This window comes from Streptomyces sp. HmicA12 (assembly GCF_000373565.1).
In the GTDB taxonomy this organism is placed as follows: Bacteria; Actinomycetota; Actinomycetes; order Streptomycetales; family Streptomycetaceae; genus Streptomyces.
Window position 1 is genome coordinate 89,721 of sequence record NZ_KB891798.1, and the last position, 15,401, is coordinate 105,121.

Annotated in this window: 12 protein-coding genes and 1 pseudogene; 10 read left to right on the forward strand and 3 right to left on the reverse strand. The window is 71.6% G+C overall.

What is annotated here, in order from left to right; translation table 11 throughout:
* The first annotated feature begins 29 nt into the window (after positions 1-29).
* Positions 30-932, forward strand: coding sequence for a LysR substrate-binding domain-containing protein (locus tag B072_RS0104270; protein WP_018528693.1), 903 nt, complete (start codon positions 30-32; stop codon positions 930-932).
* On the opposite strand, the pseudogene B072_RS42345 reads toward B072_RS0104270, so the two are convergent.
* Positions 933-1,370, reverse strand: a pseudogene (locus tag B072_RS42345) (short chain dehydrogenase); the annotation flags it as partial.
* Positions 1,371-1,669: 299 nt separating this feature from the next.
* On the opposite strand from B072_RS42345, the gene B072_RS42350 reads away from it, so the two are divergent.
* Positions 1,670-3,331 carry a PP2C family protein-serine/threonine phosphatase gene (locus B072_RS42350; RefSeq protein WP_018528695.1) on the forward strand — a complete coding sequence of 554 codons (1,662 nt, stop codon included), beginning with the start codon at positions 1,670-1,672 and terminating at the stop codon, positions 3,329-3,331.
* A 5-nt stretch (positions 3,332-3,336) separates the two neighbouring features.
* Positions 3,337-4,407 (forward strand): cobalamin B12-binding domain-containing protein, encoded by a 1,071-nt coding sequence (locus tag B072_RS0104285; RefSeq protein ID WP_018528696.1) that lies wholly within the window; start codon positions 3,337-3,339, stop codon positions 4,405-4,407.
* On the opposite strand, the gene B072_RS0104290 is transcribed toward B072_RS0104285, so the two are convergent.
* Together B072_RS0104290 and B072_RS42355 are read right to left on the reverse strand one after the other, a co-directional pair.
* Positions 4,408-5,931, reverse strand: coding sequence for a long-chain-fatty-acid--CoA ligase (locus B072_RS0104290; protein WP_018528697.1), 1,524 nt, complete (start codon positions 5,929-5,931; stop codon positions 4,408-4,410).
* Entirely contained in the window at positions 5,882-7,000 is a 1,119-nt protein-coding gene (locus B072_RS42355) for a TauD/TfdA family dioxygenase (protein ID WP_158689140.1), read from the reverse strand. Before B072_RS42355 ends, B072_RS0104290 begins: the two co-directional genes overlap by 50 nt.
* 283 nt (positions 7,001-7,283) lie before the next feature.
* On the opposite strand from B072_RS42355, the gene B072_RS0104300 reads away from it, so the two are divergent.
* The 7 genes from B072_RS0104300 (at position 7,284) to B072_RS0104330 (ending at position 15,276) form a co-directional block, all read left to right on the forward strand.
* Positions 7,284-8,303 (forward strand): AraC family transcriptional regulator, encoded by a 1,020-nt coding sequence (locus B072_RS0104300; RefSeq protein WP_018528699.1) that lies wholly within the window; start codon positions 7,284-7,286, stop codon positions 8,301-8,303.
* A gap of 194 nt (positions 8,304-8,497) precedes the next feature.
* Positions 8,498-9,556 (forward strand): 3-keto-5-aminohexanoate cleavage protein, encoded by a 1,059-nt coding sequence (locus B072_RS0104305; RefSeq protein ID WP_018528700.1) that lies wholly within the window; start codon positions 8,498-8,500, stop codon positions 9,554-9,556.
* Between the two features lie 24 nt (positions 9,557-9,580).
* On the forward strand, positions 9,581-10,552 hold the full coding sequence (locus B072_RS0104310; protein WP_018528701.1) for a quinone oxidoreductase family protein: 972 nt from the start codon (positions 9,581-9,583) through the stop codon (positions 10,550-10,552).
* A gap of 24 nt (positions 10,553-10,576) precedes the next feature.
* Entirely contained in the window at positions 10,577-11,458 is an 882-nt protein-coding gene (locus B072_RS0104315) for a TauD/TfdA dioxygenase family protein (protein ID WP_018528702.1), read from the forward strand.
* Positions 11,442-12,743, forward strand: a complete 1,302-nt coding sequence (locus tag B072_RS42360; RefSeq protein ID WP_234018791.1) for an MFS transporter — start codon at positions 11,442-11,444, stop codon at positions 12,741-12,743. Before B072_RS0104315 ends, B072_RS42360 begins: the two co-directional genes overlap by 17 nt.
* The gene (locus B072_RS0104325) at positions 12,740-13,333 is read left to right on the forward strand and encodes an RBBP9/YdeN family alpha/beta hydrolase (protein WP_018528704.1); all 594 of its coding nucleotides are present in this window, start codon (positions 12,740-12,742) and stop codon (positions 13,331-13,333) included. The genes B072_RS42360 and B072_RS0104325 overlap by 4 nt, the downstream gene beginning before the upstream one ends.
* Positions 13,330-15,276: an acetoacetate--CoA ligase gene (locus B072_RS0104330; protein ID WP_018528705.1), complete on the forward strand. Its 1,947-nt coding sequence runs from the start codon at positions 13,330-13,332 to the stop codon at positions 15,274-15,276. The genes B072_RS0104325 and B072_RS0104330 overlap by 4 nt, the downstream gene beginning before the upstream one ends.
* The last annotated feature ends 125 nt before the right edge of the window (positions 15,277-15,401 follow it).

Here is a 15,401-nt window from a genome sequence, read left to right on the forward strand (position 1 = left end):
GTTCGGGAGAACCGCACAACAATGGAGCGATGATGAACCCCTGGAGGCTGCGGCTGCTGACGCAGCTGGACGCGCTGGGCACCGTCAGGGCGGTCGCCCAGGCCGTCCATCTGAGCCCGTCGAGCGTGTCCCAGCAGCTCGCCGTGCTGGAGACCGAGACCGGCACCCAGCTGCTCGAACGCACCGGGCGCCGGGTCCGGTTGACCTCGGCCGGGCTGATCCTGGCGCGGCGGGCGCGCGCGATCCTCGACCACATGGACACCGTGGAGGCGGAGCTGCGCGGGTTCGGGGACGAGCCGTCCGGCCTGGTGCGGATCGGCGCGTTCCAGAGCGCGGTGCACACCATGGCCGTGCCCGCCGTGACCCGGCTCGCCCGTACGTATCCCCATCTCGACGTCCAGCTCCTGGAGTTGGAGCCGCACGCGAGCGTGCCGGCGCTGCGGGTCGGCGACGCGGACCTCGTGATCACGACCACGGACCTCGGCGAGCTGCCGCTCGGCCCCGACCTCGACCTCCTGCCGCTGGCATCGGACCCGATCCTGCTGGTGCTGCCGCCCGACCACCCGGCGGCCGGGCGCGGACCAGCGGATCCGGGCGCCTTCGCCGACGAGCCGTGGGCCCTCGACATCCCGCAGTCGTACATGGCGAACCTGGCGCTGCGACTGTGCCGGAAGGCAGGGTTCGAACCCCGCGTCGTGGGCCGGTTCAGCAACTACATGCTGACCCTGGAAATGGTCGAGGCCGGGCACGCGGTCGCGCTGCTGCCCGGCCTCGCCGTCGACGCCGGCCGCTACCGCGTCGCCACCCGGGAGCTGGCCGACCCCGTGACCCGGACGATCACGGCGGCGATCCGCAGGAGCGTGCCGCGTCGCGCGGCGGTGCACGTGGTGCTGGACGCGCTGCGGCCACCCTCGGCCGGCGATACGGCGTGATCAGCGGCGCGCGGTCCGGCCCACGGCTCGGTCGGTGGGGAAGCGCACCTGCGTGAGCTCTTCGGAGGTCTGCCAGATCCTGCGGGCGTCCTCGGTGCTGTGCAGGCGGGAGTAGAGCTTCTGCTCCGCGGGCGGGCCGCCCAGGTGGCCGGGGCCGCGGGGCCCGTAGAACCGGCCGCGCTCGGCGTCGGGGGAGGCGGCGGCATAGAGGGCCGGAAGGGGCGCGGTCTCGACCGTTCCCACGACGATGCCGAGGCGGGACAGGATCCGGATCAGCCGCACGCCCAGGGTGTCCCTGCCGCGGCCGACCTCGGGACGCGCGGCGAGCAGGTTCGTCGGGACGACACCGGGGTGGGAGAGGTTGCTCGTGATGCCCCAGCCCGCCGCCCGGCTGCGCCGGTCGAGTTCGAGGCCGAAGAGCCTGAACGCGATCTTCGACGCGCAGGGCGGGCCCGGTACGGGGACAGAGGCTGCCGCACGGCCGGGTGACACGTGAACTGGCTGTGTGCGATGGAGTGTTGGGCGGATTCTTCACTAGTTGGGTGGCGGTTGTCGGCGGTATGGAGAAGATTGGTGAGGAGTCATATGCCCTCGGTAATCTGGCGGCTACCTGACTTCGAGTGGATGGGTGGTGGGGATCCGTAACAGCGGGTTCCAGATCGGTGGTCTCCTTGCCGAAGTCGATGAGCTCCAGTGGAGCAGGCCCGACAACGCAGCTCTGTGACGACCAAATCGCAGTGGTGACGGTGGACGCGGTCGGCACCGTGCTGGCCCACAACGAGCGGGCCGGGGCGTTACTGATGCGGGTCAGGGCCGGTGTGGCGTTCGGTGAGATCGCCCCCTCCTGGCTCGCCGAGGCACACCGGCTGCGGGTCGCCGGCGATGCGGGGGAGGAGCCGCCGCTGTGGGCGGCGGGGTGGATCGGCGGACGGTGGGTGAGGGCGCTGGCCGGACCGGACACGGGCGGTGCGGTGACCTGGTGGCTGATCGGTGACGACAAGCCGGACGGCGCCACCGGCGGCCTGGACGCCACCACGGGTGAACTGAACGGCAGCGGCGGCGGTCCGGCCGGTCCCGCCGGCGAACGGAGCCGCACCGCCGAGGAGTTGGCGCGCGAGCGGGCGAGAGTCGGACTGCTGCGGGAGGTGTCGTACGAGCTGCAGGGGGCCCCGAACGTCGAGCAGTGCCGGGCGGCGATCGTGCGGAGGGCGGCGCTCCACCTGGCCGACACGGCGGTCCTGGTCTCCGCGGGCGACGGGCGCACCTTCCCGGTGACCCGCTGCGCCAACGGCAAAGCGGTGACCCAGGAACGGATCGCACTGGATCCCGGCCGGGTGCCGGGCCTGGCCGAGGCGCTGCGGGGACTGCCCGTCGTGGCCTCGGACTGGATCGACCCTCGTCAACTCCCGCGCTGGACGATGCCCGACGACTCCGCGGACGGCGCCACCGAGGTCGGGGCGCTGATGGTGGTGCCGCTGGCGGGGCACGGCGCGCGCACCGGAGCCCTGATCCTGCTCCGCCACCGCCCGGCGACGTTCACCGCCGCCGAGGAGTCCTTCGCCGCGCTCTTCGCCGCGCGCGCCGGCGCGGCACTGTCTCTCGCCCAGATCCACGCCCACCAGGCGCAGGTCGCCGCGGTGCTGACCCGTGGACTGCTGCCGCCGGTCCTGGGCCGGGTGCACGGGATCGACTTCTCCGGGCGCTACCGCGCCGCGGGAGCGGGGGAACGCGTCGGCGGCGACTTCTACGACGTCTATCCCGCGGACACGTCGGCAGCCGAGTCCGTCGCGGTCCTGGGTGACGTGTGCGGCAACGGGCTGGAGGCAGCCGTCGTCACCGGAGCCATCCGCACCTCCCTGCGGGCGCTGCTGCCGTTCGCCGCCGACCACAGTCGTCTGCTCACCCTCCTCAACACCGCACTGCTGCCCACGCACCAGACGCCCTTCGTCACCCTCGTCCTCGTCTCCGCGCGGCGCCGCGGCAGGCGGGTCCGGCTGCGGATCTCGAGCGCTGGCCACCCCACCCCGCTGATCGTGCGTACCAGCGGCCGGGTCGAAGAGGCCCCGACGGCGGGCACGTTGATCGGTGCGGTCGCCGACCTGGAGTTCGTCACCGCCGAGGTCACCCTGCGCCCGGGGGAGACCTGCCTGCTCTACTCCGACGGGATCACCGAGGCACGCGGCGGGCCGCTGGGCGAGTCGATGTTCGGCGAGGACCGGCTGCGCACCGTGCTGGCGCAGTGCGCCGGGACGCCGGCCGAGGTGGTCACCGAACGCGTCCAGATGATCGCGGAGCAATGGGTGGGTGAGGGCAGCCACGACGACATGGCCCTCCTCGCGATCGGCGCACCCCGGAACACCCCTTCGACACCTGTGCACGAGAAAGACCAGAGAAGGTGAACCGCATGAGCGGTGGCAAGGACACATACCCCTCCGCCGAGTCACGTGAACAACTGTGGCAGGCACTCATCGACGGCGACGAGACCCGCGCCGTCACCGTCGTGCGCCGCGCGCTCGACACAGGTGCGGCGGAGCGGGTCCTGCTCGAACTGATCGCACCGGCCCAGGAACGGGTGGGCCTGGCCTGGGCGGCCAACGACATCACGGTGGCACAGGAACACGCGGCGACGTCGATCAGTGAGCGGTGCGTCGCGGCCGTCGCCGACGCCACCGCGCCCTCCCTCGAGGACGCCGTCGCGGGCCGGGTCCTGGTGGCGTGTGTCGACGGCGAGTGGCATGCCCTGCCCGCGCGTCTGGTCAGCGAGGTGCTGCGGCTGCGGGGCTGGCGTGTCGACTATCTCGGCGCGCAGGTGCCCACCGAGCATCTGATCGCGCACGTGCACCGCACCGGCGCCCAGGCGGTGCTGCTGTCCTCGTCGATCCCGACCCTGCTGCCCGGCGCCCACCAGGCGATCGGTGCCTGCCGGAGCGTCGGGGTCCCGGTTCTCGCCGGAGGAGCGGCGTTCGGTCCGCAGGGGCGCTACGCCCGGCTGTTGCGGGCCGAGTGGGCCAAGGACGCCTCGGCCGCGGCGGCTCTGCTCGGCCGGAACCCGACGCGGACCCGTGCGCAAGCGGTCCGCCTGCCCGAGCAGGATCTGCCGCACCTGAACGACCAGGAGTACACCATGGTCTGCAAGACCAAGCCGCAGCTGGTCAAGCAGACCCTCGTCGACGTGGAGGAGGGTTTTCCCGCGATGCGCCACTACAGCGCGTTTCAGCTGGACCGTACCGTCGAGGACATCGACTTCGTCGTCAGCTACCTCGCCACCGCCCTCTACGTCGACGACGCCGGCCTGTTCCACCGGTTCATCACCTGGACCGCGGACATCCTGGCCGCCCGCGGCGTCCCGCCGTGGTGTCTGCTCCCCGCCCTGGAGTCGCTGCTGACCCAGCTCAAGGACTTTCCCCGGGCGACGGGCATCCTCGGCGCCGCCCGCCACCTCCTCACGCCTCCCGGGCCCGCACAACTCGCCTGATCACACCGTGCGTCGTGGCCTTCGGGGGGACGACGGCGTCGGCGGCCCGACCACGATGTCCCGCTTGAGGATCTTGCCGGTCGCCCCCTTGGGGAGAGCCTCGACGAGGCGTACGATCCGCGGGTACTTGTAGGCGGCCACCCGCTGTCGTACGTAGTCCCGCAGCTCGCCCGCCGTGACGCGCGTCCCGGCCTTGCGCACCACCACGGCGGCGACCTCCTCACCGCGCTCCGGGTCGGGCACCCCCACCACCGCGGCCTCCGCGACGTCCGGGTGCCCGTACAGGACCTCCTCGATCTCGCGCGGACAGACGTTGTAGCCGCCGCGTATGACGAGGTCCTTCTTGCGGTCGACGACGTAGTAGTAGCCGTCCTCGTCGACCCGGGCGAGATCGCCGCTGTGGAACCAGCCGTCCCGGAAGGCGTCCGCGGTGGCGTCCGGCCGGTTCCAGTACCCCTTCATCACGTTCTCGCCGCGGATCACCAACTCGCCCACCTCGCCCGGGCCGACCACCGAACCGTCGTCCGCGACCAGCCGCACCTCGACCCCGCGGACGGGGCGCCCGACGGAACCGGGCCTGCGCGGCTCGTCCGGCGCATTGAAGCAGGCCACCGGCGACGTCTCCGAGAGTCCGTACCCCTCCAGGACGGTGACCCCCAGTTCCCGCTCGACGGCGTGCAGCAGCTCGACGGGCAGTGAGGCGCCGCCCGAGACGGCCAGCCGCAGCCGTGGCAACGCGCGCCCGATTCCTTGGCGGAGCAGCGCGCCGTACATCGTGGGGACGCCCAGGAAGACGCTCACGTCGTCACGGCGCACCGTCGCCAGGGCCTCGGCGGCGTCGAAGCGCGGCAGCAGGGACAGGCCGGCGCCCGAGGCGACCGCGGTGTTCAGGGCGCAGGTCTGGCCGAACGCGTGGAACAAGGGCAGACCGCCGAAGAGGACGTCGTCCGGGCCCACGTCGAGCAGCGTCCGCGCCGTCGTCAGCGCGTTGCCGACGAGGTTGCGGTGCGTCAGTTCCGCTCCTTTCGGAGTGCCCGTCGTGCCGGACGTGTACAGGATGACCGCGGTGTCGTCGTCGGCGGCGCCGGGAGTCCCGGTCAGGGGCGGGAACGCCTTCAGCGACGCGGCGAACGTCGCGGGATCGGCGACCAGACACTCCGCCCCGACCCGGACCGCGGCCGCTCCGGCCTCGTCCGAGCAGGAAGGGGAAGCGACCAACAGGCGGGCACCGCAGTCGCGCAGCACGAACTCCATCTCGCCCGACTTCAGCAGGGGATTCACCGGGACGACCACGCCACCGGCGCGCAGGACGCCGTAGTACACGACGGGAAACTCGGCGACATTGGGCAGAGCCACCGCGACCCGGTCCCCTGCCCGCAGCCCCTTGGTGCGCAGCAGCGCCGCGAGTCGGCCGGTCAGCTCGCCGAGCCGGGCGTACGTGAGCAGGGTCGCGCCCTGCCGCACGGCCGTCCGGTCAGCGTGGTGTCGGACGGATCGGGCCAGGAGTGCGGGCAGATCGGTCATGCGGATTCCTTGTCGTGGGAGTCGTGGGAGTCGTGGGAGTCGTGCGCGTCGTGGGCTTGTGCGAGGTGATGACGTCCAGCGGCGCGACCCCGCCGCGCGCACCGCCGGAGAAGTACGCGTCGCCCCAGAACGCCTCCGGCAGGGCGCGAGGTCGGTGCGGTGTCAGCCACAACCGGAGGGCCTGTGGGCCCCGTTCGGTACACGGGCCGTTCGCGAACCCGGCGTCGGAGTGCAGGACCGCGTGATTGTTGAGGAGGAGCAGGTCCCCCGCGTGGAGGGCGATGTCGAGTCGGAGTTCCGGGTCGGCCGCTGACGCGTCGATGAGGTCGAACAGCTCCCGGTCGTCGGGGTCCGGGCGCGGCGCTCCGGGCAGGTGCCGGGCCGATTCCAGGCGGCGCCGGTCGTAGCGCAGGCTGAGCCGTCCCCCGGCGCGGTGCGCGAGCGGCACCGCATGCCAGGGGAGGTCCTCGGGGGACTGTTCACCGTGCCGGTCGAGGTGATGCGTGCGGTAGAGGCCGTCGACCAGCTCGGGCCGACGTGCGAGGACCGTGTTGTGGACCGCCGCCGAACTGGCCAGCCGCATGCGTCCCGGAGCGCCGGACGTACGCAGGCACAGCAGGGCGAGCATGTCGGCGTCGTCGGTGTGGAACGCCTGGGGGCCCAAGTCCGCCGGCCGGTACGGCAGATGGCCGAGCATGTGCCCGGTCGCGTTCTGCGACACCGGGACGCCGAGGTGCCGGCCCAGACCCCAGAGGAGAACGGCGGCCGCCGCGGGGCCGTACCGCTCGACCGGCAGGCCACGTACCAGAACGAAACCCCGGCCGGTCTCCAACTCGGCCGCGACGCGGGCGAGATCGGCTGTCAGTGACGGTACGGGGAACCGGTCGGCGCTCACCTTGAGCAGGGGCGTGCCCCGTGCGCGTACCGACCGCACGGCGGCGTCGAGCTCGTCACGCTGATCCGGTCCCGGGCGCAGCACCCAGGAACGGGACCGCGCCAGGTCCCGGCCCTGCCACACGGCCGGGCCGGTACAGGGACGACGTAGATCCTCCGAAGACTTCCCGCGCACCAGACATCTCCTGTATCTGCTTTCTCCGCCGACGATTTCCACAGCGGTCAGGGACAACAGATCTGTTTCGTCAGTGAATTGAGTGAGACGGTTTGCTGAGTGAGACGGTGTATTCAGTCAGGCCGCCAATCGGGCGAGGCCGTGAATTGGGTGAGAGCGTGAATTCCGCCGGATTCTCGTGCAAGCTCGGCGGTGGTGACACGCTAGGTCACGGCCCGACGGATCGCTTGACCTGACGGGACAGGTGACTTATCAGTGTGGGACAGAGACTTGGAGAGCGCCGATGAAGCCGCTGGTCCGCAACGCAGCCCTGAGCAGCTACGTGGAGCTCAGTCAGTCCCTCGGCATCGACCCGCGCGGCCTGATGAAGCGTGTGGGGCTCGATCCCGTCGGGCTCGCCGTCCAGGACCGGTGGATATCCGGCGCCGCCGTGACCGAGCTGCTCGAACTCTCCGCCGCGGCCGCGCACCGCGAGGAGTTCGGCGTGCTCCTGGCCGAGCGCCGCCGCTTCTCCAACCTCGGGCCCATCAGCCTCGTCCTGCGCGAGGAGCCCGATGTGCGCAGCGCCATCGCGCTCCTGGTGCGCCATGAGCACATGGTCAACGAGATGCTGCACAGCCGGCTCACCGAGGCGAACGGGTTCGCGACGGTCAAGGTGGGCCTGGAGCCCGGTGAGACGCGCGAGACCCGGCAGGCCGTGGAACTGGCCGTCGGCGCGTTCCACGGTTTTCTGCGGGTGTTCCTCGGCGCCCGATGGCAGCCGGTCTCCGTGTGTTTCACCCACGGCGCACCCCGCGACACGGCCGCGCACCGGCGCCTCTTCGGGCCGGTCGTCGAATTCGACCGGGACTTCAACGGCATCGTTTTCTACGCCGCCGAACTCGATACCCCCAATCCGATGTCGGACCCCCTGCTGCGCGGTTATGCCCGCCGGTACTTCGAGTCCCTCGCGGTCGCCGAGGACGCCACCGAACGGGACCGGGTGCGGGAACTGATCGAGGTCCTGCTGCCCACCGGGCGCTGCTCGATCGAACAGGTCGCGGGCAGCCTCGGTGTCGACCGCAGGACCGTCCACCGGCATCTGGCCGCGTCCGGCGAGACGTTCTCCTCGCTCGTCAACGCGACACGTACCCAGCTCGCCGAGCAGCTCGTGGCGAACCCGCGCCGCTCCCTGACGGAGATCTCCGGACTCCTCGGCTTCTCCGCGCCGAGCGCCTTCTCCCGCTGGTTCCGCGACCAGTTCGGCACCAGCGCACGCGACTGGCGGCGGAAGCGGTCCGCCGAGGGGTCCGTCCCCGAGTGAACCGAGGAGCCTGTCCCCAAGTGACAAGTCTCCTGTCACCTCGGGTAAAGCGCGACGCGTAACCCGCTCTTAACGTGGCCGTACCGCAAGGGACACCGCGGACCCGTCCGCCAATTCCCTTGTGATGGCCATGAGTTGGGCCGCACTGCCTGCCTGGCCGACCGCCCGACGCTTCGCGTACCAGGAGATGACCCATGCACTTCCTCGACGACTCCCTGCTGCCCGAGAACCAGGAGAAGCTGGTGATCCAGGCCGCGCCCTACGGCCCGGAATGGCTCCCCGGCGACGCCGACGACCTGCCCCTGACCATGGACGAGCACGTGCAGGCGGCGGTCGACTGCCACAACGCGGGCGCCACCGTGCTCCACATCCACGTACGGGAACTGGACGGGCACGGCTCCAAGCGGATGTCCATGTTCAACGAACTGATCGGCCGGCTTCGCGAGGCCGTCCCCGACATGGTGCTGCAGATCGGCGGCTCCATCTCGTTCGCCCCCGAGGACGAGGGCGCCGAGGCGAAGTGGCTCAGCTACGACACCCGCCACCTCCTCGCCGAACTCGACCCGCGCCCCGACCAGGTGACCATCGCCATCAACACCAGCCAGATGAACATCGTCGAGATCATGACCGACGACGACCTGGCCGGCACCTCCATCGCCAAGCCCGACTACTACCAGGCCTACCGCGACATGGTCGTCGAGGCAGGACCGGACTTCTACCTCGAACACCTCGAGCGGCTGCACGCGAACGACATCCAGCCGCACTTCCAACTCGCCACCCTGGCCCAGCTGGAGACCGTCGAGCGCCTCATCCGCAGCGGCGTGTACACCGGCCCGCTCGTCCTCAACTACGTGGCGATCGGCGGCGGTTTCGCCGGACGCCACCCGGCCGACCTCGTCGAGTTCGTCCGCCGCGTCCCCGACGGAGCCGTCCTCACCGTCGAGTCGTCGATGCGTGCCGTCGCCCCCATGAACGCCATCGCCATCGCCCTCGGTGTCCACGTGCGCGTCGGCAACGAGGACAACCTGTGGGCCCGCAAGGGCGAGCCCATGAGCTCCGTACGCCAGGTCGAGCAGATGGTCACCCTCGCCGACACCCTCGGCCGCGACGTCGCGAGCGGCGCCGAGGCCAAGGAGATCTACCACATCGGCGAGTACTACACGGACACCGACCAGACCCTCGCCCGGCTCGGCATGGTGCCGAACCGGCGGCCCGGACAGCGCGGCTTCATGCTGCGCGACACCGCCCGCTGATCCCCGTAGGAGAAGAGCATCCCCATGGCACACGCCATCCGCTTCCACGAGACCGGTGGCCCCGACGTCCTGCGCCGCGAGACGGTCGACGTCGGCGACCCCGGCCCCGGCGAGGTCCGCGTCCGGCACGAGGCCGTCGGCCTCAACTTCGCCGACACCTATTTCCGTACGGGTCTGTACCCGGCCCCGCTCCCCGCCGGGCTCGGCGTCGAGGCTGCCGGTGTCGTCGAGGCCGTCGGTCCCGGCGTCACCCGCTTCACCGAGGGCGACCGGGTCACGTATACGGGCAGTCCGCTGGGCGCGTACAGCACGGAACGGGTCATGCCCGCCGACTCGTTGATCCGGCTCCCCGACACCATCGCCTCCGACACCGCCGCCGCCATGACGATGCGCGGCCTCACCGCCGCGTACCTGCTGCGCCGCATCCACCCGCTCAAGCCCGGCGACCCGATCCTGCTGCACGCCGCCGCGGGCGGCGTCGGCCTGATCGTCTGCCAGTGGGCGAAGCTGCTCGGGCTCACCGTCATCGGCACCGTCTCCACCGAGGAGAAGGCCGAACTCGCCCGCGCCCACGGCTGCGACCACACCATCCGCTACCGCGCCGAGGACGTCGCGGCACGCGTCAGGGAGCTGACCGACGGGACCGGCGTCCCGCTCGTCCTCGACAGCGTCGGCAAGGACACCGTCGCCGGATCCATGGCCTCGCTGCGCCGCCGCGGACTGCTCGTCTGCTTCGGCACCTCGTCCGGTGTGCCGCCGCTCGACGCCATGCAACTCGTCCTGCACGGCTCGCTGTTCGTCACGCGGCCCGCGCTCGCCGACTACATCGCCGACCCCGCGGAACGGGACGACCTCGCCGGTGAGCTCTTCGGCCACGTCGCCGCCGGCCGCATCGACATCCGGATCAACCAGCGGTACGCCCTCGACGACGCCGCGACGGCGCACCGCGCGCTGGAGGCGGGCCGCACGACCGGCTCGTCCGTCCTCATTCCCTGAGCCCCGCCCGACAGGAGAGCGCACATGACCGAGACCGCCACCCGTGCCCGTCCGCGCATCGACGTCGAACCCCTCACCTGCACCATCGGAGCCGAACTGCACGGCGTCCAGCTCGGCGACGCCGCGCACGACGACGCTCTCTTCGCCGAGATCAGGCAACTCCTCCTGCGCCACAAGGTGTTGTTCCTCCGCGACCAGGACCTCAGCCGCTCCGACCACGTCGCCTTCGCCTCCCGCCTCGGCCCGCTGGAGGACCACCCGGTCCTCGGCAGCGACCCCGACCATCCGGGCCTGGTCCGCATCTACAAGGACCTCGACAGCAAGCCCGAGCACTATGAGAACGCCCTGCACTGCGACGCGACCTGGCGCGAGAACCCGCCGATGGGCGCCGTCCTGCGCTGCGTGGAGACGCCCCCGGTGGGCGGCGACACGATCTGGGTGAACATGGCCGAGGCCTACCGCAGGCTGCCCGAGCACATCCGTACGCAGATCGCGGGGCTGCGGGCCCGGCACAGCATCGAGGCCAGCTTCGGCGCGGTCATGCCGATGGAGCAGCGCCACCAGCTCAAGGCCCACTACCCCGATCCGGAACATCCGGTGGTCCGCATCCACCCGGAGACCGGGGAGAAGATCCTCTTCGTCAACGCCTTCACCACGCATTTCGTCAACCACCACACCCCGGACAACGTGCGGTTCGGCCAGGACCACGCACCCGGCGCGAGCCTCCTGCTGAACTACCTGATCAGCCAGGCGGCGGTCCCCGAGTACCAGGTCCGCTGGCGCTGGACCGAGAACAGCGTCGCCATCTGGGACAACCGCTCCACCCAGCACTACGCCGTCCAGGACTACTGGCCGGCCGTCCGCAAGATGGAACGCGCGGGTGTCGCCGGTGACCGGCCCGCGTGAGCCGCAGGCGATGACCCGCGGATACGCGTGGCTGGTGTTCGCCCTCAGCTTCGGACTGCTGCTGTCCGACTACATGTCGCGGCAGGTCCTGAACGCGGTGTTCCCGCTGCTGAAGGCCGAATGGCTGCTCTCCGACGCCCAGTTGGGCTCGCTCAGCGGCATCGTCGCCCTGATGGTCGGCGTGCTGACCTTCCCCCTGTCGCTGCTCGCCGACCGCTGGGGCCGGGTCAGGAGCCTGGTCCTGGCGGCCGTCGTGTGGAGTCTGGCGACCCTGGGCTGCGCGGTCGCCGCCGGCTACGGCCAGATGTTCCTGGGCCGCTTCATGGTGGGCGTGGGCGAGGCGGCGTACGGGAGCGTCGGGATCGCGGTCGTGCTGAGCGTGTTCCCGGCGGGCCTGCGGGCCACCCTGTCCGGCGCGTTCATCGCGGGCGGCGCCTTCGGATCCGTCCTCGGCGTGTCGATCGGCGGGGTTCTGGCCGGACACCTCGGCTGGCGCTGGACGTTCGGCATCATGGGCCTGCTCGGGCTCGTGCTCGCCGCGGTCTACGGCGTCGTCGTGACGGAGCGGAAACTGGCATCGGCGGCCGACACCGACACCGAACCCGCCTCGGCACCGGGCGCGCGGGCCCCGATGCGCGCGCTGCTGCCGCGGCTGTTCTCCTCCGTGTCCGTGCTGTGCGCCTATGTCGGCAGCGGGCTGCAGATGTTCATCGCGATGGCGCTGCTGGCCTGGATGCCCAGCTTCCTCGACCGCTATTACGGCATGGCGCCCGCCAGGGCCGGGCTCGCCGCCGGGGTCTTCGCGCTGATCACCGGGATCGGCATGGTCGGCGGCGGACTCGTCTCCGACCGGCTCGGCCGCACGAACCCCCACCTCAAGTGGACCGTCGCCATCGTGTGCAGCGTCGGCTCGCTGATCCTGCTCACGGGAGGGTTCCGACTCCCGCCCGGCGCCGCGCAACTCGTCCTCGTCGGCGTCGGGACGCTGCTCTCGAACGCGACCGCGGGACCCGCCGCCGCCATGGTGGTCACCCTGACACCGACCGCGGTCGCTGCGACGGCCATGGCCACGCTCACCCTCGCCAACAGCCTGCTCGGTCTGGCACCGGGACCCGCGGTGACCGGCATGCTCGCCGACCGCATGGGCCTGGACGGCGCCCTGCGCGTGGTCCCGCTCGTCTCGCTCGTGGCGGGCCTGGCCTTCGTCGTCGGCAGACGCCACTACGACCGGGGCCTCGTCCGTGCCACGGCGCCGCCCCTCAGAAAAACGGAGCTCCACGCATGAACCCCACCCCACCGCCCACGGTCGTGCTCGTGCCCGGCCTGCGCGACCACGTACCCGACCACTGGCAGACGGCACTCGCCGCCAGGCTCCCCGACGCGGTGACCGTGCCGCCCCTGACGGACGCCAGAGTCAGCCGCGCCGCCCAGGTCACGGCGCTGAACGACGTACTGTCCGGCATCGAGGGCCCGGTGGTGCTCGTCGCGCACAGCGCCGGAGTCCTCACCACGGTCCACTGGGCCGCTCGGCACCACCGCCCGGTACGCGGCGCCGTGCTCGCGACACCACCGGACTTCGACGCCCCGCTGCCCGACGGCCACCCCGGACCGGAGACCCTGCGCGACAACGGCTGGCTGCCGACCCCACGGACCCCGCTGCCGTTCCCCAGCGTCGTCGCCGCGAGCACCAACGACCCCCTGGCGGCTTTCGACCGGGTCGCCGAACTGGCCCGCGCGTGGGGGAGCGACCTCGTGGATCTCGGCCCGGTCGGACACCTCAACCCCGCCGCTGGTTACGGCGATTGGCCACAGGCGATGGACATCCTGCGGCGCTTCGGCTGCGCCGTGCCCTCGGCCCCGGAGGCCTCCGCATGAGCGCGGACGACTCCAACATCGCCGATTTCCTGCGGTGGTTGCGGAGGCAGCGCGATCTGTCGTTCACCGACTACGCCGAGCTGTGGCGGTGGAGCACCGAGAACCTCACCGACTTCTGGTCCGCCGTATGGGAGTACTACGGGCTGCACACCGTCACCGCGTACGACGACGTGCTCGCCGACGCGACGATGCCGGGCGCCACATGGTTCACCGGGGCCCGCCTCAACTTCGCCGAGCGCTGCCTCGCCCGGGCAACCGATGAACGCCCCGCGCTCATCGCCGTCTCCGAGACCGGCGAGCCGGAGGAGATCTCCTGGGACCGGCTCACCAGGGAAGTGGCGGACGTGGCCGACGCCCTGCGGGCGATGGGCGTGGGCCCCGGTGACCGCGTCGCCGGATACCTGCCGAACATCCCGCAGGCCGTGACCGCCCTCCTGGCGACGGCCGCCGTCGGGGCGACCTGGACCGTCTGCTCGCCGGACTTCGGCACGCCCAGCGTCCTCGCCCGCCTGGGCCAGGCCCGGCCCACGGTCCTGCTGGCCGCCGACGGCTACCGCCACGCCGGCAAGGAGTACGACCGGCGGCCGCACGTCGCCGAGATCCTGGACGGCCTGCCCACGGTCCGCCACCTCGTCGCCATCGACCGGCTGTACGCGTCGGAGGCCGGCCCGGCCTGGTCAGGGCGGCCGGACGTGACCCAGCACGGCTGGCGGGAAGCGGTCGGGCGCCGGGCCCAACTCGCCTTCGCGGACGTCCCGTTCGACCATCCGCTGTGGATTCTGTGGTCGTCGGGCACGACCGGAGTGCCGAAGGGCATCGTGCACGGGCACGGCGGCATCGTCGTAGAACTCCTGAAGGCGCTCGGCCTCGGCGCCGACCTGCGCGCGGACGACCGCTACCTGTTCCACACCTCCACCAGCTGGATGGTGTGGAACCTGATGGTCGCCGGACTGCTGCACGGCAGCACCCTCGTCCTCTACGACGGCAGCCCGACCCATCCGGACATCGACGGGGTCTGGCGGATCGCGGCCCGGACCCGCGCCACGATGGTCGGCGTCGGCGCCGCCTACCTGATCGCCGCAGAGAAGGCGGGCGCCCACCCGGCGGCCGCCACGGACCTCGGCGCGCTGCGGTCCATCCTGCAGACCGGCTCCGCGATGCCCGACAGCACGTGGCGCTGGGTCCACGACAAGCTGGCCCCCGATGCCTGGCTCCAGTCGATCTGCGGCGGCACCGACATCTGCTCGGTCCTCGCCGGAGGCTCCCCACTGCTGCCGGTGCGGACCGGCCGGATCTCCGGACCCGCCCTGGGCGTGGCCCTCGCCTCCTGGGACGCCACGGGGCAGCCGGTCGTGGGGGAGCAGGGCGAACTCGTGGTCACGGCGCCGCTGCCGTCGATGCCGCTCCACTTCGTCGACGATCCGGGGCACGAGCGCTACCGGAGCAGCTACTTCGACGTCTACCCGGGCGTGTGGCGGCACGGCGACTGGGTGAGCGTGGACCCGGACCTGTCCGTCGTGGTGGCCGGACGCTCCGACTCCACACTCAACCGCATGGGCGTACGCATGGGGTCGGCCGATCTGTACGCCGTGGTGGAACGGCTCCCGCGCATCGCGGACAGCCTCGTCATCGGCGCCGAACTCCCCGACGGCCGCTACTACATGCCCCTGTTCGTCGTACCCGCGGACGGCGAACCGTTCGACGACGCCCTGCGCGACGAGATCGTCTCCGCGATCCGACGCAGCCTGTCACCGCGCCACGTCCCGGACGACATCGTCCCCGTGGAGGCGGTACCTCGTACCCTCACCGGCAAGAAACTGGAGGTCCCGGTCAAACGCATCCTCCAGGGCGCCCGCGTGGCCGACGTCAGTGCGGAGGGCGCCGTGACCCGCCCCGACATGCTGGCCTGGTTCGCGCGGTTCGCGGAGCGACGGGGAGGCTGAGGCCGACCAGGCGTGTGCACGTGCGGCTCACGGCACTCGGTGATCCCCGGTCCCGCCGGCCACTGTGAACGGGCCGTGGCGGCCGATGTCAGGTGGCGGGGCATGAACGCATCAGACGTCCCGCC

What these genes read in the sequence shown, in the direction of transcription:
- B072_RS0104270 (WP_018528693.1), top strand. Translation starts at nt 30, where the DNA reads ATGATGAACCCCTGGAGGCTGCGGCTGCTGACGCAGCTGGACGCGCTG.
- B072_RS0104285 (WP_018528696.1), top strand. Translation starts at nt 3,337, where the DNA reads ATGAGCGGTGGCAAGGACACATACCCCTCCGCCGAGTCACGTGAACAA.
- B072_RS0104290 (WP_018528697.1), bottom strand. Translation starts at nt 5,931, where the DNA reads ATGACCGATCTGCCCGCACTCCTGGCCCGATCCGTCCGACACCACGCT.
- B072_RS0104300 (WP_018528699.1), top strand. Translation starts at nt 7,284, where the DNA reads ATGAAGCCGCTGGTCCGCAACGCAGCCCTGAGCAGCTACGTGGAGCTC.
- B072_RS0104305 (WP_018528700.1), top strand. Translation starts at nt 8,498, where the DNA reads ATGCACTTCCTCGACGACTCCCTGCTGCCCGAGAACCAGGAGAAGCTG.
- B072_RS0104310 (WP_018528701.1), top strand. Translation starts at nt 9,581, where the DNA reads ATGGCACACGCCATCCGCTTCCACGAGACCGGTGGCCCCGACGTCCTG.
- B072_RS0104315 (WP_018528702.1), top strand. Translation starts at nt 10,577, where the DNA reads ATGACCGAGACCGCCACCCGTGCCCGTCCGCGCATCGACGTCGAACCC.
- B072_RS0104325 (WP_018528704.1), top strand. Translation starts at nt 12,740, where the DNA reads ATGAACCCCACCCCACCGCCCACGGTCGTGCTCGTGCCCGGCCTGCGC.
- B072_RS0104330 (WP_018528705.1), top strand. Translation starts at nt 13,330, where the DNA reads ATGAGCGCGGACGACTCCAACATCGCCGATTTCCTGCGGTGGTTGCGG.